This is a genomic window from Actinomadura sp. NPDC048394 (assembly GCF_040651755.1).
Lineage (GTDB): Bacteria > Actinomycetota > Actinomycetes > Streptosporangiales > Streptosporangiaceae > Spirillospora > Spirillospora montaniterrae.
Genome location: NZ_JBEZJL010000075.1, coordinates 1 through 20,435 on the forward strand (window position 1 = coordinate 1; position 20,435 = coordinate 20,435).

A 20,435-nucleotide genomic window follows, 5' to 3' on the forward strand; every position below is an offset into this window, starting at 1 on the left:
ACGTCGCGCGCCCCCGGGCGGCCCCCGCCCCGGCGCCCGCGCACCCCCCCCCCCCCCGCGTCGCCCGCGGGGGCGGGGCCCGCCCCCCCCCCGCCCCCGCCCGGCCGCCCGGTGCGGCCTTAAGAACCTCTTATGCGGGGCGGCCACCGTGGGCGCATGGCCAAGACAACCAAGACAACGATGCTCGGGCTCGGCGCGATCACCGCGGGGGCGGTCGCGGCGGTGACCGCGTGCGGCGTGCCCGTCGCGGCGGCGCCGGCGGCCGCGAAGGAACCGGTGAAGGTCGAGGGCGGGCAGGTCGTCGTCCCGGTCAGCGGCGGTTCGGCGCGGGTGGACGTCGCCGGCCTGGCCGTGACCGCGCGGACCGGCGGCGGCGCGCCGCTGACGCTGTCCGCGCCCGTGCGGGGGCTCGGCGCGCCGAGCCGGATCACGCACAAGGACGGCGCCGCGAGCTGGTCTTACCCGTCGCGCGGCATCACCGTCACCGCGCGGGCGCGCGCCGGGCGGCTGGCGATGCACCTGCACTCCGACCGCGCCGGCGACCTCCGCTGGCCGCTGACGGGCACGGACCGCTCGACGTCGCGGCTGTCCGTCCCGACGGGCGAGGGCCTCGGCATCCCGGTGGACGACCCGTTCTGGAACTCCGGCGAGGCGAGGTTCGCCGGCTCCGAGATCGCCATGGCCGGCGGGATGACGATGCCGTTCTGGGGGTTCCAGGACGGCTCCCGATCGGCGACCTACATCGTCCCGACCGACATCGGCACGTCGCTGACGTTCGTCTCGTCCGGCGGGCGCCTGCACGGCGAGACCGCGCACGACTTCGGCGAGGCCAAGGACTACGACGTGGAGTTCTCGCTCGGGGACTCCTCCCCGGTGGCGTCCGCGCGGGACTACCGGCTCTGGCTGGCCCAGCACCATCAGCTCGGGTCCCTGCGCAAGAAGATCGCGCGCGATCCCCAGGTCGGCGAGCTCGTCGGCGCCTACCACGCCTACCTGTGGGGTCCGGCGCGGTCGGCGGCGTCCGTCCAGAAGATGAAGCGGCTCGGGCTGGACCGGAGGTGGCTCGGCTACGACTCCGGCGCCGACCCCATGAAGCCGGACGCGGTGGACGCGGCGAAGAAGAACGGCTACCTCGTCGGGCCGTACGACTCGTTCGCGAACGCCCAGGACCCGAAGACCGCCGACAACCCGTCCTCCAAGTGGCCCACCGGCGTGTACCCGGACGGGTGCGTCCACGATGCGCAGGGCAGGCCGGAGAGCGGTTTCGGTGACCGCGGCTGCTACCTCAGCTCCCAGTACCTCAAGCAGCAGGAGCCGTCGAAGCACTACCTGGCGCAGCGCACCAAGCAGATGACGGCGAACGGCGCGAACAGCTACTTCCTGGACGTCGACGCCGCCGGTGAGCTGTTCGACGACCGCAGCCCGTCCCACCCGATGACGCAGGCGCAGGACCGCGCCAACCGCGCCGAGCGGATGGGCAGGCTGTCCGGCGGCGGGCTCGTGCTCGGCTCGGAGAACGCCGCTGGGTGGGCGAACCAGGCGATCGCGTTCGACCACGGCGCCGCATCCGACGGCCTCAACGTGCTGTGGCCGCTGCAGAAGGACAAGGCCACGTGGGGCGGCTACTACCCCGCCAACGACCCGAAGTTCTTCTTCAAGCCGGTCGACCTGCCCGCCGACGCGGTGAAGAGCATGTACGACCCGGCCTACCGGCTGCCGCTGTACGAGACGGTGCTGCACGACTCGGTCGTCAACCTGGACCGCTGGGAGCTGTCGCTCTACAAGCTCCCCAACGTCAAGACGGCCAGGATCCTGCTGAGCATGCTCTACAACATCCCGCTGAACTTCGCCGTCGACGGGACGACCCTCGACCGGCACGGCAAGGAGATGGCGTCCCTGCAGCGGTACTTCCAGCCGCTGCACCAGATCGCCGCCACCAGGCCCATGACGGACTTCCGGTGGCTGACCTCCGACCACCTGGTCCAGCGGACCGTGTTCGGCGACGGCGCGCTCACCATGACCGCGAACTTCGGCACGAAGGCCTACCAGGGGCTCAAGCCGGGCTGCGTGCAGGCGACCGCGCACGGGCAGGCGCCGCGGACCCTGTGCCCCTGACGGGTCACCCGAAGACGGGTCACCCGAAGACGAGGCGGACGACCGTGCCGCCTCCGGGGGCGGGCTCCGCCGCCGCCCGCGCGCCGTGCTCGCGGGCGACCTGGGCGACGATCGCCAGGCCGAGACCCGAGCCGGGCAGGCCGCGGGCGGCGGCGGACCGGTAGAAGCGGTCGAACACGTGGGGGAGGTCGGCGGGGTCGATGCCCGGCCCGCGGTCGCGCACCGCGACCTCGCCGCCCTCCGCCGCCGGCCCCGGTCGCACCCGGACCTCCACGGGCCGCCCGCCGCTGAACTTGGCGGCGTTGTCCAGCAGGTTCGCCAGCGCCCGGCTCAGCCGCCGCGGGTTCCCGGCGACCACGGCGGGCTCGGCGTCCACCGCGAACTCGACGTCCGGCCACCGCGTCCGCGCCTGGTCCGCGCAGTGCCCGGCGAGGCGGTCGAGGCGGACGTCCTCGACCTCGCCGGCGGGCTCGTCGCCGCGCGCCAGCTCGATGAGGTCGCCGACCAGGTCGCCGAGCCCCGCGAGCTGCGCGCGCAGCCGCCGCCGGACGCGGTCGCGGCGCGGCGGCGGCAGCTCGTCCAGCAGCTCGATGTCGGCGCGCAGGCTGGTCAGCGGCGTGCGCAGCTCGTGCGAGGCGTCCGCGACCAGCCGCCGCTGCGCGGTGACCGACTCCTCCAGCGCGGCGAGCATCGCGTTGAAGCTGGCGGCGAGGCGCGCCAGCTCGTCGGACCCGGCGGCCGACATCCGCAGGCCGGGGTCGCCGGTCGCGGCGATCCGCTCGGCGGCCCGCGTCAGCCGCGACACCGGACGCAGCGCCCCGCGTGCGACGAGGTGTCCCAGCAGCGCCGCCACGACGACGCCGCCGACCACGGTGGCGAGCAGGGCCAGCCGGACCCGGTCCAGGGTGCGGTCGGTGTTGTCCGCGCGCGTCCCCACCTGCAGCGCGCGGCGCGAACCGTCCGGCCCGAGCGGGGCGGTGTACACGCGGACCGGCAGGCCGCCCGCCGTGGCGTCGGCGAAGAACGGCCTGCTCCGTCCGTTCGCGACCCGGACGACCCGGGGCGTGACCGGCAGGTTCGCCTCGTCCGGCTCGGTGGTGCCGTCACCGCGGACGATCTGCGCGCACGGCGCCGTCAGCCACGCGCACGTCCCGGTCCGCGTCGTCCAGCCGCGTGCCTGTACGTCCCGCGCCACCTGCGCGGCCTGCCGCTGCAGCGAGCGGTCCAGCTCGACGTGCAGCGCCTGCCGGACGGCGAGATAGCCGACGACCGCCGCCCCCGCCACCGCGACGGCCACCGCGAGCGCGGCCAGCACCGCCATCCGGGTGCGCAGCGGTACACGCCGCCACCAGGGAACCCGCCCGCCGTGCACGCGGCCGCTCATCCCGCCCTCAGGACGTAGCCGACGCCCCGGACGGTGTGCACGAGCCGCGGTTCGCCGCCGGCCTCCAGCTTGCGGCGCAGGTAGCCGATGTAGACGCCCAGCGAGTTGGACTCCGGCCCGAAGTCGTACCCCCACACCCGGTCCATGATCACCTCGCGGGGGAGGACCTGCCCGGCGTTGAGGACCAGCAACTCCAGCAGCGCGAACTCGGTCTCGCTGAACTGGACGAGCCGGTCGCCCAGCCGACCCTGCCGCGCCTCCGGGTACAGGGTGAGGCCCGCGTACCCGAGGGTCCCGGCGGACGGCGCCGCGCGGACGCGGCGCAGCAGCGCCCGCACGCGCGCCCGCAGCTCCTCCGGGGCGAACGGCTTGACGAGGTAGTCGTCGGCGCCCGCGTCCAGGCCGTCGACCCGGTCGCTCACCGCGTCCCGCGCCGTCAGCATCAGGATCGGCGTGCGGTCGCCGTTCTCCCGCAGGGACCGGCAGACGGCCAGGCCGTCCAGGCCCGGCATCAGGACGTCCAGGACGATCGCGTCCGGTGCCGCCGCGGCGGCCTCGCGCAGGGCCGACGCCCCGTCCGGCGCCGTCCGGATCTCGTAGCCGTCCAGGCCGAGCGTGTCGCCCACGGACTCGCGTACCGCCGGCTCGTCGTCGACGACCAGCACGCGAACGTCGTCCCCCACGTGCCGAACCTACCGAACGGGCCGGGCGGGCGCCGTCAGCCGGTGGGCGTGCCGGGCCGCCGGTCCCTGAGGAGGATCCAGGCGGCGACGGCGGTGGCCAGCAGGACGGCCGCGCCGACGCCCGCGGTGCAGCGCAGCCCCGCGGCGAACGCGTCGCGCGCGGCGGTGAGGAGCGCCTGGCCCGCGGGGCCGCCGAGCGCCTCGGCCGCCTGCGCGGCGCCCCCGATGGAGTCGTGCGCCGCGGCGGCGGCGCCGGCGGGGACCCCGTCCGGGGTCGCGAAGCCGCGGTAGACACCGGTGGTGATCGAGCCGAGCAGCGCGATGCCGAGCGCGGCGCCGAGCTCGTAGGCGGTCTCGGAGACCGCGGACGCGGCGCCGGCCTGCTCCTTCGGCACCCGGGAGACGATCATGTCGGACGTCGTCGCGAAGGCGAACCCGGCGCCCGCCCCGGCGAGCAGCAGCGCGGTGAACAGCAGCGGGTAGCCGGTGCCGGCGTGCAGGCCGGCGAGCAGCGCCAGGGCGAGGCCCATGGCCGCGAGCCCGCCCGCGACGACGGTGCGGGCCGACGTGCGCCGGACGGCCAGCGCGGCGAGCAGCCCGGTGACGACGGAGCCGATCGTGGCGGGGAGCTCGGCCAGGCCCGCCTCGAGCGGCGAGCGGCCCTGGACGAGCTGGAAGAACTGGGACAGGAAGAACACCAGCCCGGCCAGCCCGAGCACGGCGAGCATGTCGGCGGCGACGGCCGTGGAGAAGCCGCGGTCGCGGAACAGCCGGACGTCGATCAGCGGCGAGTCGAGGGTCCGCTGCCGGTGCACGAACCAGGCGAGCGCGGCGATCCCGACGACGGCGGCCGCGCCGACACGCGGCGCCACCCCGTGCGCGGCGGCCTCCTTGATCGCGTAGACCACCCCGATCATGCCGACGAGGGACAGCGCGGCGCTCGGCAGGTCCCACGGCCCGGGCGACGGGTCCTTGGTCTCGGGGAGCAGCCGCGCGCCCGCCACGACCAGCACGGCCATCACCGGCAGGTTGACCAGGAAGACCGACCCCCACCAGAAGTGCTCCAGCAGGAGGCCGCCGACCAACGGTCCCGCCGCGGCGCCCGCCGAGAAGCTGGACGCCCAGATCCCGACGGCGAGGGAACGTTCCCGGGCATCGGTGAAGATGTTCCGGATCAGCGCCAGCGTCGCCGGCATCAGCGTCGCGCCCGCCACCCCCATCAGGGCGCGCGCCGCGATGAGCATTTCGGGGCCGGTCGCGTAGGCGTTGAGCACCGAGACGCCACCGAACGCGGCGGCGCCGGTGAGCAGCAGCCTCTTGTGGCCGATCCGGTCGCCGAGGCCGCCCATGGAGACCAGCAGGCCGGCGATGACGAAGGAGTAGACGTCGCCGATCCACAGCAGCTGGGCGCCGGACGGCCGCAGGTCCTCGCTGATGAACGGGGTGGCGAGCCCGAGCACGGTCGCGTCGACGGCGACCAGCAGCACGGCGAGGACGAGCACGCCGAGCGAGATCCAGCGGCCGGAGGCGCGGTCGTGCCGAACGGGCGCGTGCGGCGGCGCGGTGGTCATGGTCCCACTGTCCTTACGGGTATTGCCTTACGGGTGTCGCGAAGAGAGGTGACGGGTGCGGCGGGTCAGGGCCGCGAGGTGCGGCGGGTCAGGGGCGCGGGGCGCGGCGCTCGACGCCGCCGAGCAGCAGCCCGGTGACCATCGCGGTGTAGTCGCGGGGCGCGGTCTTGCCGGACTGGATCGTCCAGGCGGCGGACGCGATGAGCCCGTACAGGGCCTCGGTGAGCCACGCGGGGGACAGGTCGATGCGGAACTCGCCGGACTCCTGGCCGCGCCGGAACAGCGCGGTGATGCGGGCGTCGAGCCGTTCCCAGCCCGGGTTGATCGCCTCGCCCTCGAACAGCTGGTTCTCGGTCGCGAGGAAGGCGAGGAAGGCCGCGACCGGGCGGCTGGCCTCGACCAGCCGGACCAGCGCGTCGGTCGCGGTGCCCTCGTCGGGCCGGGCCTCGTCCATCACCGCCTCCAGGCGGCGCAGGCCGAGCTCCTCGAGCGCGCGGACGAGGCCGTCCCGCCCCGCGAAGTGGCGGTGGAGGGTGGCGCGGCTGATCCCGGCGGCCTGCGCGATCTCGTCCTGGGTGGCGGTGGACTTGCGCGACAGCAGTTCCGCCGCGTCGGCCAGGACCCGCTCACGATCGAACGTCATGAGACGATGCTACCTCGTGTGAGACATCATTGTCTCACACGAGTGGTCAGTGTCACCCGCGAGCCGGGGGTGCCGAGAAGCGCCCGCCCGCCTTCGCCGAGCCGGCCTAACCTCTGCCCTGGGCGGGGTTAGGACGCGCTGCGGACGAGGTCGTGGACGGCCTCGCTCATCGTCACCGGATCGACGTCGCCGAGCGGCACGGAATTCTGCGGCGTGCGGGCCGGCGCCGGACCCGCCCACAGCGCGGTGACCTTCTGGTCCTCGCCCTCGCCGTACATGTAGTAGCCGAGGCCCGGGCTCAGGCTCGCCACGACGTACAGCCCCGCCGGGTCGCGCCGGGCGAGCCACCCGCCGGTGAAGTCGCCGTTGGCGTCCACGGACTCCCAACGTCCCTGCGAATGCCCCTTCGCCTTGCCGTACGACAGGACGAGGCCCTCCACCCGGGCGAGCCTGCGCGCGCTCCGCTCGTCGTCCGCGAGCCGGTAGACGGGCCGCCCGAGCTGCTCGAACGGCTGCAGGATCTCGTAGTCGGCGAACAGTTCCGCCCACGCCTTGAGGTCGTCGCCCAGCAGCAGCGGGTGGGCGATACCGATCCGGGCGTCCGGCGCGGGAGTGAAAGCGTCGTCGTCGATGTCGGCGTAGGTGCGGTCCTCGGCGACGCGGAACGCCGTGCCGTCACCGGTGATCCACACCAGCCGGCGGACGATGTGCCGCAGCAGCGGATGGTCGACGAACAGGCGGCGGAAGCCGTCCGGCGTCCAGCTCCGCCGGGTGATCATGGCCTTCTCCAGGCGCTTGATCTCCTGGTCGGCGATCGTCCGCAGGTCCGCGCGCAGGCCGGTGAACAGCGCGTGCGCCGCCGGGGCGAGCGCCGGGTCGTCCTTCGGGCCGGGCTTGGGCGCGCTCTTGCGGACCTTGCCGTTCGCCTCTACGACCAGCGGGACGAGTTGCTGGTCGAAGGTCACCGTGAACCGGCGCGGGCCGTAGTCCAGGACGAGCGTGCCCTGCTCGTCCAGGCCGAAGTCGGGGACGGCGCGGTCGGCGAGGTCGTCCGGCGTGATCCCGCGCGCCGCGGCGATCTCGTCGATCTTCTGCGCCGCCTTGGCCTTGAGCCCCTTGTACCTGCCGCGGCGCGTCAGCTCGAACAGGTGCGTGAGGGCGACGTCGGAGCCGATCCCGGCGAGCACGTCCAGCGCGGCGACGGCCCGGCCGCTGCCGCCCTCGCCCGGCCACTGCCTGATCAGCGGCGCGAGCCGCCGCACCGTCGTGTCGTCCCCGATCAGGCCGAGCTGCGCCAGCGCCCAGTTGTGCTTGGACGGCGCCCCGAGCGCGTACCAGCGCTGGAACACCGCCCAGGAGAACTCCGCGAGCGAATGCGGGTCGCAGAAGCCGCGGACGTCCGCCGCCTCGGGCGCCTTCTTGGCGAGCAGCCCCAGCAGGCGCTTCGTCGCGTCCTCCGGAAGCGCCCGGTCGCGGCCGCGGGTGAGTATCCGCGGGAGCAGCGCAGGGTCGGCCCAGTCCGTCTTCGTACTGCGGGCGGGCCGGCCGGCCAGAGCGGCGGGCAGGTCGTCGCAGTCGGGGACGGACCGGCGCGGCAGCAGCTCCTCGGCGGTCCCCGGCGGAAGCGCCTTCGCCAGTTCCGGCTCCGCGTGCAGCAGGCTCCGCACGAGCCCGGCCGCCTGCAGGCTCCGGACCGTCTGCCCCTGCACGAACGGCGCCAGCCCCCGGACCGCCTGCACCGGATACCGCCCGGCCGCCTCCTGCAGCGCGGCCGGCACGCCCTTGATCCCCATGCGGCCGAGCAGGACGGGGAAGAGCCGCTCGTCCGCGATCCCGAGCAGCGCCTTCAGCACGACCGGACGGGTCTCGTCGGGGTCCTGGTGGCGGTAGGCGAGGGCGGTCTCGAGCAGCGGCAGGGCGTCCGCCCCCAGCCCGTCGAGCAGCGTCGCGAGCACGCCCGGCACCACCGGAATCCAGCCGATCCGGTCGGTGTGGGCGGCGGTGGACAGCGAGCACAGCAGGTGCTCGTGCCCGAGGACGCTCATGCCGGGCGGATCGTCGAGGGTTTCGTCCATCCAGGCGGCCTCGGTCGGCACCAGGTAGGACGCCGTGGAGCGGCGCACCGGGTCACCGCGATGCGCCGCCAGCCGCGCGACGGCGTCGCGGTACTCGTCCTCCGGCGCCGCCGCCAGCAGCGCGCGGAGCCGCTTCACCACGGCGTCCTCGGCGATCCGCCAACTGGCGCCGGCCTGGCCGCCGCCCGAGCGCCGGACCTCGCCGCGCCACCCCTTCGGCGGGTTCACGTGGCTGTAGGCGACGCCGATCACTCGCATCACGCCGTTGGGGCCGGCCTTCGGCGGTTCCGGCGGCGGGCCGAGCGCGATGGAGGACGCTTCGGTGAGCGCGCACGCGGCGAACGCGAGCCCGTGGTCCAGCACCCAGGCGTCCACGAAGGGCGCGCCGTCGGCGGTGCCGTCCAGGTACCTCACCGCGATGGCGGCGAGGGCCGCCGCGCCCGCCGGGTCCGCCTCGCCGTCCAGCCGGGCGCGCAGGGCCTTCCCGAGCTCCGGGTCGGTGCGCTCGTGCTCCGCCATCTCCCCGGCGATCGCGCGCGCCTCGCGCTCCCACTCGCGCGCCCGCCGCGCTGCGTCCTCGTCCGGGACGACCTCCGGCCCGGCGACGCCGCCGTGCCGGGGATGAAGGTGCTCGCGCCACTCGACCGGAATGTCCACCGTCTCGATCATGGCCCCGGAACCTAACGGGTCCGGCCGACACTCTCGCGGCCGTCCGCTCGGGCGGCGGCGGGGTCCCAGCGGCTAGCATCACCGGATGCCGCTGATCGCAGCCGGTCGCTTCCACGCGTACGGGCCGTCCCACTGGGCGGCCGTCGGGCTGTTCGCGATCGGCTGCGCCGTGCTGGTGGTGCTCGGCCGCGCGCAGCGGACGCCGGGCTCGGAGCCGGGCTCGGGGGAACAGGCGCGGGGGTTCGGCCGGGCGTACGCGCTGGCGATCCTGTTCGTGATGATCGGCCTACAGGCGCACACGCTGCTGCCCCGGGAGTGGGACCTCGGCGGGTCGCTGCCCCTGCAACTGTGCGACGTGGCGTGGCTGACCGCGGCCGGCGCGCTGTGGACGTTCGGCCGCCGCTGGTACGCGCTGACGTACTACTGGGGGCTCACCCTGTCAGTGCAGGGGCTCCTCACGCCGGCGCTCAACGGCGGCGATTATCCGGACATCGATTATCTGGCCTTCTGGGGCATGCACCTGATGATCGTGTGGGCGGCGGTGTACCTGACCTGGGGGCTGGGGATGCGCCCGGACTGGCGCTGCTACCGGTTCGCGGTCGCGGTCACGGTGGTGTGGGCCGCCGGCACGTTCGCCTTCAACGAGATCGCCGGGACGAACTACGGCTACCTCAACGACAAGCCCGTGACGGGCTCGGTGCTGGACCTGCTCGGGCCCTGGCCCTGGTACGTGCTGGCCGAGGTCGTGATCATCCTGGCCGGCTGGGCGCTCATCACCTGGCCGTGGACGCGCGGGCACGGGCGTGAGCACGGGCGCGGGCACGGGGACGGGCGCGGGGACGGCGCGGCCGCCCGCTGAGCCGCGCTCCCGGTCTGAATTGGACCATTCCAAAAGCGCTCTGCTCTGCACCTTTTCGCCGTGCCGGATGCGCTGAATGGCGTTTTTGGGACGGCAAAACGCGGCCGACGGATGAGTTGGACATTGCGGACTAATTACAGCAAATCGAGCCCGGATCCCTGGAATCTCGGCATTCCGCGCGTCCTCGGTGAGGCGTTGTGTCAGCCTAGATACGGCTGTAGGCATACGAGTCCGTATTGCTCAGTTCTTTGATCTTCACTGTCCGACGCACCGAGGACGCCGATGCCTGACTTCTTCGAACCCGCCGCCGGGGCCGATCGCCGGGACGTCCAACGCTACGACAGGACCCCCGCCTACGGCAGGCACCGCCAGACCGGCATGCGCGTCGTCCACCTGTCCATCTCCGTGCTCCCCGCGGCCGTCGTCGCCCTCCTCGGGGCCGTCGCCGTCGCCGTGCTGTACGACGGCGGCGCGCTGCCGCGGCCGACCCGCATCGTCCTGGTCGCCGCCGCGCTCGGCGCCGTGACCGTCCTGCTCGCCGCCGCGTGGGCGGCGGACGCGGCGACCCGCCGGGTGGAACGCCAGCGGGTCCAGGGCGCCGGCCGCGACCTGGAGGCCGTCCGCCGGCGGCTCGGCGAGCTCGCGTTCCTGGCCGCCCGCGGCCGCCGCGAGCTGCGGGACATGGCCGAACGGCTGGGCGCGGGCGAACCCGTCGCGCGGTGGAGCGAGGAGCCGCCGCCCGCCGACCCGGCCGACCCCGCCGCGCAGCTCGCCTGCGAGCTGCGGCGGGCGCAGGGCGAGGCGTGGAACGCCGTGCTCGACGCCGCGAGCCGCAGGCCGGCGGGCGACCGGCGCGTCGGCGTCTTCGTCAGCCTCGCCCGCCGGATGCAGTCGCTGTCGCACCGCGCCATCCAGGGGCTGGACGGCCTGGAGAACCAGGTCGAGGACCCCGACCTGCTCAAGGGCCTGTTCAAGGTCGACCACCTCGCCACCCGCACCCGCCGGCAGGCCGAGAGCCTCGCCGTGATCGGCGGGGCCGCGTCCCGCCGCCAGTGGACCCGGCCGGTGACCGTGTTCGAGATGCTGCGCTCGGCCATCGCCGAGGTGGAGCACTACAAGCGGGTGAAGGTGGTGCCGCCCGCCGAGGGCAGCGTGCACGGCAGCGCGGTCGCGGACATCGTCCACCTGCTCGCCGAGCTCATCGAGAACGCGACGAAGTACTCGCCGCCGCACACCCAGGTGCTCGTCCGCGTCGAGAGCGTCGCCGCCGGCCTCGCCGTCGAGGTCGAGGACCGCGGCCTCGGCATCCCGCGCGAGGACCAGCGGCGGCTGAACGACCTGCTCGCCGACCAGGAGCGCGGCCACACCGAGGAGCTGCTGAGCGAGGGGCGCATCGGGCTGCACGTCGTGTCCGCGCTGGCCCGCCGGCACAAGGTCCGCGTGCAGCTCCAGACCAACGTCTACGGCGGGACGCAGGCCGTCGTCGTGGTCCCGACGGAGCTGACGGGCGGCCAGGAGGAGGAGACGGGCGCTCCGGCGCAGGCCGCGCGCGCCGCTCCCGCGCCGGCCCCGGCGGCGCCCCCGCCCGGGCCCCGGCACGCCGCGCCCCCGCGACCGGACCCCGCGTACGACGGACCCGCCTACGGCGGCACGCAGTACGACGGGCCTGCCTACGACGGCACGCAGTACGACGGGCCTGCGAACCACGGCCAGGGCGCGGCCCCGGTGTTCGCGCAAGGGTCGTCCGTGCCGGGAGCGCCCCACCGGCCCGCGGCGCCCACATGGGAGACCGGCCCGCAGCCGCCGGTGCCGGGTCCGGCCGCCGGGCCCGCCGTCCCGCCGCCGGACGGCGAAAGGCCGGAACTGCCGCGGCGGCAGGCGCAGAAGCATCTGTTCCCGGAACTGGCGAACGCCCCCGCGCGCCAGGAGCCCGACCAGGAGGCCGAGCACAATCCGGGGCTGATGGCGGCATTCCAGAAGGGCATGCGCAGCGCGCTCGAAAATGACGGCGCCGCGGACGGCCTGGACACCGGGAAATGACGAGCCACCACGAAATGACGAGGAGCTCCCCTTGAATGCTGTGTCCCCGAACGAGGCCCAGGACCTGGCGTGGCTTTTGCGGGGGCTGGGCGACGAGGTCCCGGCCATTCGCGGCAGCGTGCTGCTGTCCGCCGACGGCATGCTGAAAGCGGCGCACGGATTCGACCGCACCAGCGCGGAGCAGATGGCGGCGCTCGCCTCCAGCCTGTTCTCCATCACCCGGAGCGCCGGCACCCGGTTCGACGGGAGCAACGAGGTGCGGCAGGTCGTCGCCGAGCTGCGCTCCAGCCAGCTGTTCATCTCCTGGGCCGGCTTCAACTCCGTGCTCGCGGTGATGGCGAGCGCGGACGCCGACCCGGCCGTCGTCGGCTTCGAGATGGCCCGGCTGATCCGCGCGGTGCGGCCCTTCCTGCACACCGCGGCACGGCCGGCGGCCGCGGCGAGCGACCGCGCCCCCTCGCCATGACGGCCGGTGACGAGGAGGTCTGGGTCGACGCCGCCGCCGGGCCGCTCGTCCGCCCGTACACGGTCACCGCCGGCCGCACCCGACCGACCGTCCGGCTCGACCTGCTGTCGCTGGTGGTGGCGACCGGCCGGCGACCCCGGGAGATGGCCCCCGAGCACGCCGAGGCGCTCGCCTGCTGCCGCGCGCCGACGTCGGTCGCCGAGGTCGCGGCGCACCTGCGGCTGCCCGTGACCGTCACCAAGGTCCTCCTCGCCGACCTGCTGGACTGCCGCGCCATGAGCACGCAGGCGCGGCGCACCGCGGCCGACCCCACCGACCGAGCCCTCCTGGAGAAACTGCTCGATGGCCTTCAACGAGCCTGACCCGGCCGCCCCGTCCCCGACCCAGGTCAAGATCCTCATCGCGGGCGGGTTCGGCGTCGGGAAGACGACGTTCGTCGGCGCCGTCAGCGAGATCGAGCCGCTGAGCACCGAGGAGCTCATCACCACCGCCAGCGCCGGCTCCGACCACCTCGGCGGGATCGAGGGCAAGACCACCACCACCGTGGCGCTCGACTTCGGCCGCATCACGATCGAGCAGCACGGCATCGTGCTGTACCTGTTCGGCACGCCCGGCCAGCAGCGCTTCTGGTTCATGTGGGACGAGCTGTCCGCGGGCGCCCTCGGCGCCATCGTGCTCGCCGACACCCGCCGGCTCGAGGACTGCTTCGACGCCGTCGACTTCTTCGAGAACCGCGGGACCCGCTTCCTCGTCGCGGTCAACGAGTTCGACGGCGCGTTCCGCTACGACCCGGACGAGGTCCGCGCCGCCCTCGGCCTCGACCCGCGGGTGCCGATCGTCCTGTGCGACGCGCGGGACGGCGGCTCCGCGACGTCGGTGCTGCGCGCGCTGATCCGCCATCTCCTCGTCGCCGTCCCGTCCGCCTCCGTCTGACGCGGCCGTCCCCGGCCCAGACCCGCCACCCAGGAGCCCCCGTGATCCAAGAGCCGCTGTACGAGCCGCCCGGCCACCTGCTGACGCCCGTCGACCCCGACGTGCCCCAACGGGTCGTCCGGCTGCGGGAGCTGCGGCTCGGGCAGGCCCCGGACGCCGAGTTCGACGCGTTCGCGCGCGAGCTCGCCGAGGCCGCCCGCCACCTCGTCGGCACCGACCTGCCGCCGTTCGCGATGGTGAACTTCGTGACCGACCAGCAGTACCTCGGCGGCCTGTACGCGCCGCAGTCGCCGGGCGCCGACCCGGCCGACGCCGTCGAGCTGGGCCGCGAGGTGCCGCTCGACCACGGCTACTGCCCGCACGTCGTCGTGCGGCGCAAGGCGCTGGTCCTGGACGACGTGTGCGACTACCCGCGGTTCGCCGGCAACCCGGTCGTCGACAAGCTCGGCATCCGCACCTACGTGGGGGCTCCCCTCATCGACCGGACGGGGACGGTGCTCGGCACGATCTGCGTCATCGACCGCGAGCCGCGCCCCTGGGGCCATGCCGGGCTCGACCTCATCAAGGAGCGGGCCGCGGACCTGATGCAGGTGATCCGGCGGCGCGAGGAGCCGCTGGGCTGACCCCGGGGGCGGCGGTCAGGACCGCCGCGGCAGTCCCGTCCACGCCTCGGGCGCCGTCGGGATCGAGCGCGACGGCGGCGCGCCCGCCGTGGCGGCGACGCCGTCCTCCAGGCCGAGGACGCCGGTGGACAGCAGGCCGAACTCCGTGGCGACGCGCGCGATGTCGGCCTTCAGGAACTCGATCGCGGCGCGCGCCCGGCGCGGGTCCGCGCCCGTCTCGGCGGCCCACCGCATGACCTGGCCGATCGCGAACGCGTAGCCGATCGCGCGGCCGGCGAGCACGAGGTGCTCCTGGCGCAGCTTCCGGTCGAGGAACGCCAGGTCCAGCCGCTGCCCGTTGACCGCGGCGGCCGTGAGCGGCCATTCGGCGAGGAACCGGCTGAGCGGCCGCCCGGCGGTCCGGGACAGGCAGTGCTCGGCGAGCTGCTGGCTGAGCAGGTCGTTGGTGCCGTCGAAAATGGTGTAGACGCGGGCGTCGAGGAACGCCTGCCCGGAGATGTTGGTCGGCGACCCGCAGCGGTATCCCTCGCCGCCGGCGAGCTGCTGGTAATGGTGCGCCGAACTGAGCATCCGCTCGGTGGCGACCGTCTTGATGGCCTGGACGGCGGGAAAAGCGCCGATCATGCTCTCCTTCATGTCCAGGTCGTTCCGCAGGTAATGGTTGAGCGCCGCGCAGACGGTGTACGAGGCGTCGATGGCGGCCAGCCGGTAACGCACGAACCGGATATCCGAAAGCGGTCCCGGGCCGATCTTGCGGCGGTCGGCGTAGGCGTGCGCCTCGCGGCTGATACGGCGCAGGAATCCGCAGCCCATCGCCGCCATCATCGCCCGGGACGCCATGAGCATTTCCACCATCGGCCGCAGATTCCTGCCGTCGGCCGGGATGCGCCGGTGCCGCGGGACGACCGCGTCGATCTCGTTCAGCCCGTAGTCGATCGCCTTCAGGCCGAGCGGCTCGTACGGCTGGAGCGTGCGGAACCCCTCGCTGCGCTTGACGATGAAATAGCCGTACTCGCGGCCGTCGTCGTCGTTCTTCGCGCTGACCAGCCACCAGTGGGCGCTGATGCTGAACGCCTGCCAGTGCTTGCGGCCGCGGATCCGGTAACCGCCCTCGACCTCCTCGAAGGTGGTGCGCATCCCGGACATCGCGGAGCCGCAGCCGGGCTCGGTGGAGGCGAACCCGCAGATCGCGGGGTCGCCGCCGGCGTACAGCGGCAGCACCTCCTGCTTGGCCTCCTCGCGGGCCCACAGCACGATGGGGCGCAGCGCCACCGCCGTGATGACCGTGACGTACATGCCGACCGGCAGGTTCCATTCGGACACGGCCTCGACGACGCGGCACATCTCGGCGTGGTCGTCGCGGCCGCCGTACTCCTTCGGCAGGGTCGGCAGGAGGACGCCGGCCCGGGTCAGCAGGGTCCAGTCGTCGGCGGGCAGGTTCTGCTGCGGATAGGTCGCGGTGTCGAATCGGCGGGCGGCCGCCTCGATGCCGGCGATGAACGCGTTCGTCGACAGAGACAGAAGATCATTCATCATGGCGTCGGCTCTCATCGATCTGTCGTTGCTGGGAAGTCGTCCTCTTCCGGCGGTCAGGTGCACGCGGCCGCCCTGTTTCCGTGCGTTGCGGCGGGCCATTTCGCGCCGCTCGATTCGTCCCCCTCCGTGTGGTTCACGTCATCGTTAATCGATCGGTCACGGGACGCAAGGAACATCTGGCTTACCGTAAGTGGCGGTGGAAACCCCGTCGGCGGGAGCGACCTGCGCGAACTCGTGGCGCTGCTTTTTCTGCTGAGGCCCCGGACAACGCTACCGGCGGTGCGCGGGTTCCGATCGTGAACGAATGAATCTTGTAGGGTGCGACAACATCTCCGCGTTCCGCGGACACGTCCGGGGCGCGGGAAAATCGGCGAGGCGCCGCAGCGGGGCGGGCATGCGTCGGCCCCTCCGCCGCGCGTGGCCGGACGAGCGGCGGAGGGGCCGGTGTTCGTAGGGCCGGGCTAGGGCGCTGTCACCGTCTCCCTCCCGTAGCGGGTGAGGACGGCTGCGCCGGACCGGTCGGCCGACAGGCACTCCAGGTACGCGGGCGGGCCGCCGGCCGGGAACAGCCGCTCGCCGGTGCCGAGGACGGTCGGGAAGGTCAGCAGCCGGTACTCGTCGACCAGGTCCTCGGCCATGAGCGCGTGCACGACGCTCAGGCTGCCGGTGACGATCACGTCGCGGCTCTCGTTCCGGACGGCCTCCGCGAGGTCCCCTTCGAGGACCCGCGAGTTCGCCCACGCCGAGGCGTCGGTGAGCGTGCGGGAGGCGACCAGCTTCGGGACCGCGTTCATCCGCGCGGAGAACGGGTCGTCGCGGCCGGGCCACAGCCGCGAGAACAGCTCCCAGGTCCGGCGTCCCAGGAGCATGACCCCGTCGTCGAGGACGGAGCCGAGCCGGAACTTGTCCCCGGCGACCGTGCCGGGGCCGTGCCGGAAGGCCCAGCCGCCGTCCGGCGTGCCGCCGGAACCGTCGGGGTCGGACACGATGCCGTCGAGGGTGACGAACTCGATGACGATGACGCTCACGATGGTCGTTCCTTTCGGCCGATGCTCACCGGTACCTACCGGCGGCGCCGCCCGGACTCATCGGTCGCGCCGGAATTCGATGCGCGGAGACCCGGATCGCCGTGCGCGCGGCGACCCGGGTCCGGGAAACGGCGGTCAGCCGTGGCCGGTCAGCCGTGGCCGGTCAGTCGCGGCCGGGGAGGAGCAGGATCCCGTCGCCGACGCTGCGCTCGCCCGTCGCGTCGGACGGGCGGTTGACCAGGACGCCGCCCGCCGTGGCCATCGTCGTGGAGCCGCCGCCGTCGAAGTTCATCGCCTGCACCGCGCCGAGCGACCGCATGACCTTCGCGGCCTCGTCGATGGACAGGCCCTCGCTGTAGCCGGGCGCGCGGCCGTCCGCCGCGACCATCAGCAGCCGCCCCTGACGGTCGACGCCGACCATGGTGCGCGGGTTCCGGCGCAGCACCCAGTTGTAGTAAAAGGACTGGTCGTCGCCGGTGTGGACGAGCCCGTCGGCGTACGCGTCGACCCACGCCCGGCCGTCCCGCACGAGCTGCGGCCCTGCCCCGAGGATCGAGGTCCCGGGGTCGAGGCGGACGGGACGGCCGTGGTCGAGCACCCGTTCCGAGATCGCGAGCCTCGTGCCCGGGCGGGCGCGGGCGCGCAGCCAGTCCGCGGCCGTCCCGATCGCCTGGACGGTGCGGCCGCCCGCCGGGATGGCGGTGCCCCGCGAGTCCCGCAGCTCCGTCACGCGCCCGGAGGCGTCCAGGACGGCCTCCGCTCCGGCCCCGGCCGGGCTCGACGCCCCGTACACCGGGGTGAAGGCGACCAGTTCGTCGGGATCGGTGCAGGTCACGTCGTGTTGCGGGCGTTCGGTCGGCTGGTCGCCGCCGACGCCGCCGCAGTTGTCGACCAGGCCCGGCAGCCGGTCGACGCCGTCGAGCTCGCGGGTCGCGCGGTCCTGCGCGCGGACGCGCAGGTCGGTGCCGAGCTGCGCGATCCGCACGCCGCGCCCGCTGCGCGGCAGGATCATCGCGGTGCGGCCGTTGTTCGCCTCGCTGGTCAGCTCGCCGTCCAGCACGTGCAGCCCGGCCGAGCCGCCCTTGCCGGCGGAGGTGAAGTAGGTGCCGTTGACGCCGGCGACGGCGCCGCTCGCGCGCACCAGATCCGTCACCTTGTCGGTGGCGGTGAGGGTGCCGCCGACGGAGGAGACCACGCGGCCCCCGAACCGGCGCGGGTCGACGGTGATCACGTTGAGGCGCCACGGACCGGTCGCCGCCGTCCCGTCCTCGGCCGTGTAGGACGTGCCGGCCGAGAACCCGGCGGCGGTGACGGCCGGGAGGTCCTTCTTGGCGTCGGCCTCCGTCGCGTACCGGCCGACCCGGACGACGTAGCCGACGCGTCCGGCCGGCACGTCGGCGAAGCGCGGGCCGTCCACGGCCTCGACGCGCGGGTGGAGGCCGGCCGCCTCCAGGCGGCGGGCCGCGTCCTCGGCGGTCGCCTCGGGCGCGATCACGGCGGACGCGTTGCCGGGCACGGGCAGCCGGACGTGCAGCGTCCAGACGTCGGCGGCGGACTTCTCGCCGCGGACGATCGTGGTGAGCGTGACCCCCGGCGCGAGCGACCGCGTCTCGCGCTGCTCGTGCAGGCCGGAGGGTCCGAGGGGGAGGGACGGGGTGCGGGGCGAGGCGGTGGCCGGGGCGGCGAGCGCGGCCAGCGCGGCGGCGGACAGCGCCGCGGCGAGGAGGGGACGTCTCATGCGGTCATGATCGTCGCGCCCGGTGACGCGGGGGTGGCCGCCAGATGATCACTTCCGCGGCGCCGGCGGGCCGTTCACCCCGGCGGGCGCCGGCCGCCGGTTAGGCGTGCCGTCCCTCTCCGGTGAGGGGGACGCTCGACTCGGCGGTGACGGACAGGAAGGTCAGCGTCTCCTGGAGGTAGAGCCGGACGTGGTCGGCGTCGTGCGACAGGTAGCCGATCGAGAGGTCCTGGCCGAGGTGCAGCTCGTAGTCGCCGCCGCGGGTCGACACCAGCAGGGCCCCGTCGAGCGCGGGCGCCCAGATGATCTCGCCGTCGGGCAGCAGCCGCGCGAGATGGTGGTGGACCGGGTAGCCGTGGTCGGTGGTCTCCGCGACCGCGGTGTACGCCTCGGCGGACAGCAGCAGGCTGTACGGTCCGCCGACGCCGGCCAGCCGCAGCGCGCTCAGCGCCTTCGCGACGGTGTCGGGGACCAGCCGCGCGTCGGCCGGCAGCGGCAGCGCGCCGTTGGAACTGCCCGGCACGATCCCAGTGATCCCGGCCGGGCCCGACCCGTGGAACACGGCGCGGTCCTCGGCGAACGCGATCCGCTTCGCCGCGTCCTTCGCCGGCTGCCAGTCCGGGTCGCGGGCGCCGCGCTCGACGTCGTCCACGTCCTGCCGCGCGACCTCGAACGGGACCCGCAGCTCGATGATCGGCTGCGCGCGCCGCCGGTGGACCAGCACCCCGTCGGCGGGCGAGCCGAGCGGGTCGACGTGCCCGGTGCCCACGGCGGACAGCGCCGGGCCCGCCGGGCCGACCAGGTCCACCACGCGGCGGCCCGCGACGTGCCGGGTGAAGGTGCGGCGCACCTCCGCCTCGAGGTCGGTCCAGGCGGCCTCCGAGATCGGGGCGAGCTCGCGGTGCAGGTTGTTCATGAGGTGCCGTTCCTTCTCAGGCTGCCGATGCCGAGCGAGCCGTCGCCGACCGAGCCGTCGCCGACCGGGCCGTCATCGGGTGGAGGCGGCGGGCCGGCCGCGGCCGCGGCGGACGCCAGGGCGAGACGCGGCGACGGGTCGTCGAGGAAGTCCGCCGTGGGCACGAAGAACAGGCCGCCGGTGACCGCCGTCGAGAAGTCCAGGATCCGGTCGTGGTTGCCCGGCGGGTCGCCGATGAACATCTTCTCCAGCATCGTCTCGATGACGCCGACGTCGCCGGCGTAGCCGATGAAGTAGGTGCCGAACTCGTCGGCGCCGATCGAGCCGAACGGCATGTTGTCGCGCACGATCTGGTGCTGGGTCCCGTCCGCGTCGACGATCGTGTTCAGCGCGACATGGGAGTTCGACGGCTTCCGCTCGTCCGGGAGCTCGATGTCGCTGAGCTTCTCCCGGCCCATCGCCAGCTCCTGCGCCTCGACCGGCAGCGCGTTCCAGCCCCGCATGTCGTGGACGTACTTCTGGACGACGACGTAGCTCGCGCCGGTGAAGGCCGGGTCCTCGCCGCCGACGCGCACGGCGGCGACGGCGTCCGGACCCGACGGGCTCTCGGTGCCGTCGACGAAGCCGAGCAGGTCCCGCTCGTCGAAGTACCGGAAGCCGTGCACCTCGTCGGCGACGTCGGCGTGCCCGGCGAGCCGGCTCATGAGCTGCCGCGCCAGCTCGAAGCACAGGTCCGGGCGGCGGGCCCGGAGGTGGAACAGCAGGTCGCCGGGTGTCGACACCGCCGTGTGCACGGCCCCGGCCAGCGCCCGGAACGGGTGCAGCCCGCGCGGGCGCGGCGGGCCGTACAGCCGGTCCCACAGGTGCGCGCCGAGGCCGGTCACGCAGCTCAGGCCGTCCTCCGGGGACCGGAAGCCCACGGCGCGGGTCAGCCCCGCGATGTCGGGCAGCAGCCCGCGCACCGCGTCCTCGCCGCCGGGGCGGACCGTGACCACCAGGAAGATCGCCGCCGTCGCGGGCGGCGCCAGCACGTCCTGCGGCTGTCCCTGCTGCGGCATCGCGTCCCCTCGCTCGTCGTCAGCGCCGATCTACCCCCGGCGCCGAGCGTGCGAAACGGCCCGTGAGCGGGACGGACGCAGTTTTGCCCGCGGCGACA

Annotated in this window: 17 protein-coding genes; 7 read left to right on the plus strand and 10 right to left on the minus strand. The window is 74.3% G+C overall.

Features of this window, described 5'->3' with window-relative positions; genetic code table 11:
- Window positions 1-156 precede the first annotated feature (156 nt).
- Entirely contained in the window at window positions 157-2,115 is a 1,959-nt protein-coding gene (locus AB0C78_RS39285) for a glycoside hydrolase (protein ID WP_360758382.1), read from the plus strand.
- A 19-nt stretch (window positions 2,116-2,134) separates the two neighbouring features.
- On the opposite strand, the gene AB0C78_RS39290 is transcribed toward AB0C78_RS39285, so the two are convergent.
- The 5 genes from AB0C78_RS39290 to AB0C78_RS39310 form a co-directional block, all read right to left on the minus strand.
- Window positions 2,135-3,499 carry a HAMP domain-containing sensor histidine kinase gene (locus tag AB0C78_RS39290; protein WP_360758384.1) on the minus strand — a complete coding sequence of 455 codons (1,365 nt, stop codon included), beginning with the start codon at window positions 3,497-3,499 and terminating at the stop codon, window positions 2,135-2,137.
- Complete coding sequence (locus AB0C78_RS39295) at window positions 3,496-4,182, minus strand: response regulator transcription factor (protein WP_360758386.1); 687 nt, start codon at window positions 4,180-4,182, stop codon at window positions 3,496-3,498. The genes AB0C78_RS39290 and AB0C78_RS39295 overlap by 4 nt, the downstream gene beginning before the upstream one ends.
- 35 nt (window positions 4,183-4,217) lie before the next feature.
- Window positions 4,218-5,753 (minus strand): MFS transporter, encoded by a 1,536-nt coding sequence (locus AB0C78_RS39300; protein WP_360758388.1) that lies wholly within the window; start codon window positions 5,751-5,753, stop codon window positions 4,218-4,220.
- 88 nt (window positions 5,754-5,841) lie between these two features.
- A complete protein-coding gene (locus AB0C78_RS39305; protein WP_360758390.1) occupies window positions 5,842-6,396 on the minus strand; it encodes a TetR/AcrR family transcriptional regulator in 555 nt (184 codons plus the stop codon).
- Window positions 6,397-6,524: 128 nt separating this feature from the next.
- Window positions 6,525-9,140, minus strand: coding sequence for a DUF4132 domain-containing protein (locus tag AB0C78_RS39310; RefSeq protein ID WP_360758392.1), 2,616 nt, complete (start codon window positions 9,138-9,140; stop codon window positions 6,525-6,527).
- An 85-nt stretch (window positions 9,141-9,225) separates the two neighbouring features.
- Here AB0C78_RS39310 and AB0C78_RS39315 point away from each other — a divergent pair, with 85 nt between their 5' ends.
- From AB0C78_RS39315 to AB0C78_RS39340, 6 genes are all read left to right on the plus strand, one after another.
- Window positions 9,226-9,999, plus strand: a complete 774-nt coding sequence (locus AB0C78_RS39315; protein WP_360758394.1) for a TIGR02206 family membrane protein — start codon at window positions 9,226-9,228, stop codon at window positions 9,997-9,999.
- A gap of 282 nt (window positions 10,000-10,281) precedes the next feature.
- Window positions 10,282-12,039, plus strand: coding sequence for an ATP-binding protein (locus AB0C78_RS39320; protein ID WP_360758396.1), 1,758 nt, complete (start codon window positions 10,282-10,284; stop codon window positions 12,037-12,039).
- Between the two features lie 40 nt (window positions 12,040-12,079).
- Window positions 12,080-12,505: a roadblock/LC7 domain-containing protein gene (locus tag AB0C78_RS39325; protein WP_225991547.1), complete on the plus strand. Its 426-nt coding sequence runs from the start codon at window positions 12,080-12,082 to the stop codon at window positions 12,503-12,505.
- Window positions 12,502-12,867 carry a DUF742 domain-containing protein gene (locus AB0C78_RS39330; RefSeq protein ID WP_151539968.1) on the plus strand — a complete coding sequence of 122 codons (366 nt, stop codon included), beginning with the start codon at window positions 12,502-12,504 and terminating at the stop codon, window positions 12,865-12,867. The genes AB0C78_RS39325 and AB0C78_RS39330 overlap by 4 nt, the downstream gene beginning before the upstream one ends.
- Entirely contained in the window at window positions 12,848-13,438 is a 591-nt protein-coding gene (locus tag AB0C78_RS39335) for an ATP/GTP-binding protein (RefSeq protein WP_360758398.1), read from the plus strand. The genes AB0C78_RS39330 and AB0C78_RS39335 overlap by 20 nt, the downstream gene beginning before the upstream one ends.
- Window positions 13,439-13,479: 41 nt before the next feature.
- A complete protein-coding gene (locus tag AB0C78_RS39340) occupies window positions 13,480-14,061 on the plus strand; it encodes a GAF domain-containing protein (protein ID WP_225991546.1) in 582 nt (193 codons plus the stop codon).
- A gap of 15 nt (window positions 14,062-14,076) precedes the next feature.
- Here AB0C78_RS39340 and AB0C78_RS39345 read toward each other — a convergent pair whose 3' ends face one another.
- From AB0C78_RS39345 to AB0C78_RS39365, 5 genes are all read right to left on the minus strand, one after another.
- Window positions 14,077-15,597, minus strand: coding sequence for an acyl-CoA dehydrogenase family protein (locus tag AB0C78_RS39345; protein ID WP_360758400.1), 1,521 nt, complete (start codon window positions 15,595-15,597; stop codon window positions 14,077-14,079).
- A gap of 461 nt (window positions 15,598-16,058) precedes the next feature.
- Entirely contained in the window at window positions 16,059-16,625 is a 567-nt protein-coding gene (locus tag AB0C78_RS39350) for a dihydrofolate reductase family protein (RefSeq protein WP_360758402.1), read from the minus strand.
- A gap of 163 nt (window positions 16,626-16,788) precedes the next feature.
- Entirely contained in the window at window positions 16,789-18,363 is a 1,575-nt protein-coding gene (locus AB0C78_RS39355; protein WP_360758404.1) for a phosphodiester glycosidase family protein, read from the minus strand.
- A gap of 100 nt (window positions 18,364-18,463) precedes the next feature.
- Entirely contained in the window at window positions 18,464-19,279 is an 816-nt protein-coding gene (locus AB0C78_RS39360; protein WP_360758406.1) for a family 1 encapsulin nanocompartment shell protein, read from the minus strand.
- Window positions 19,276-20,337 carry a Dyp-type peroxidase gene (locus tag AB0C78_RS39365; protein WP_360758408.1) on the minus strand — a complete coding sequence of 354 codons (1,062 nt, stop codon included), beginning with the start codon at window positions 20,335-20,337 and terminating at the stop codon, window positions 19,276-19,278. Before AB0C78_RS39365 ends, AB0C78_RS39360 begins: the two co-directional genes overlap by 4 nt.
- Window positions 20,338-20,435 lie beyond the last annotated feature (98 nt).

Coding starts and splice junctions, on each gene's coding strand:
- AB0C78_RS39365 (WP_360758408.1), bottom strand. CDS start 20,337: ATGCCGCAGCAGGGACAGCCGCAGGACGTGCTGGCGCCGCCCGCGACG.
- AB0C78_RS39345 (WP_360758400.1), bottom strand. CDS start 15,597: ATGATGAATGATCTTCTGTCTCTGTCGACGAACGCGTTCATCGCCGGC.
- AB0C78_RS39355 (WP_360758404.1), bottom strand. CDS start 18,363: ATGAGACGTCCCCTCCTCGCCGCGGCGCTGTCCGCCGCCGCGCTGGCC.
- AB0C78_RS39305 (WP_360758390.1), bottom strand. CDS start 6,396: ATGACGTTCGATCGTGAGCGGGTCCTGGCCGACGCGGCGGAACTGCTG.
- AB0C78_RS39320 (WP_360758396.1), top strand. CDS start 10,282: ATGCCTGACTTCTTCGAACCCGCCGCCGGGGCCGATCGCCGGGACGTC.
- AB0C78_RS39335 (WP_360758398.1), top strand. CDS start 12,848: ATGGCCTTCAACGAGCCTGACCCGGCCGCCCCGTCCCCGACCCAGGTC.
- AB0C78_RS39310 (WP_360758392.1), bottom strand. CDS start 9,140: ATGATCGAGACGGTGGACATTCCGGTCGAGTGGCGCGAGCACCTTCAT.
- AB0C78_RS39360 (WP_360758406.1), bottom strand. CDS start 19,279: ATGAACAACCTGCACCGCGAGCTCGCCCCGATCTCGGAGGCCGCCTGG.
- AB0C78_RS39330 (WP_151539968.1), top strand. CDS start 12,502: ATGACGGCCGGTGACGAGGAGGTCTGGGTCGACGCCGCCGCCGGGCCG.
- AB0C78_RS39300 (WP_360758388.1), bottom strand. CDS start 5,753: ATGACCACCGCGCCGCCGCACGCGCCCGTTCGGCACGACCGCGCCTCC.
- AB0C78_RS39285 (WP_360758382.1), top strand. CDS start 157: ATGGCCAAGACAACCAAGACAACGATGCTCGGGCTCGGCGCGATCACC.
- AB0C78_RS39290 (WP_360758384.1), bottom strand. CDS start 3,499: ATGAGCGGCCGCGTGCACGGCGGGCGGGTTCCCTGGTGGCGGCGTGTA.
- AB0C78_RS39315 (WP_360758394.1), top strand. CDS start 9,226: ATGCCGCTGATCGCAGCCGGTCGCTTCCACGCGTACGGGCCGTCCCAC.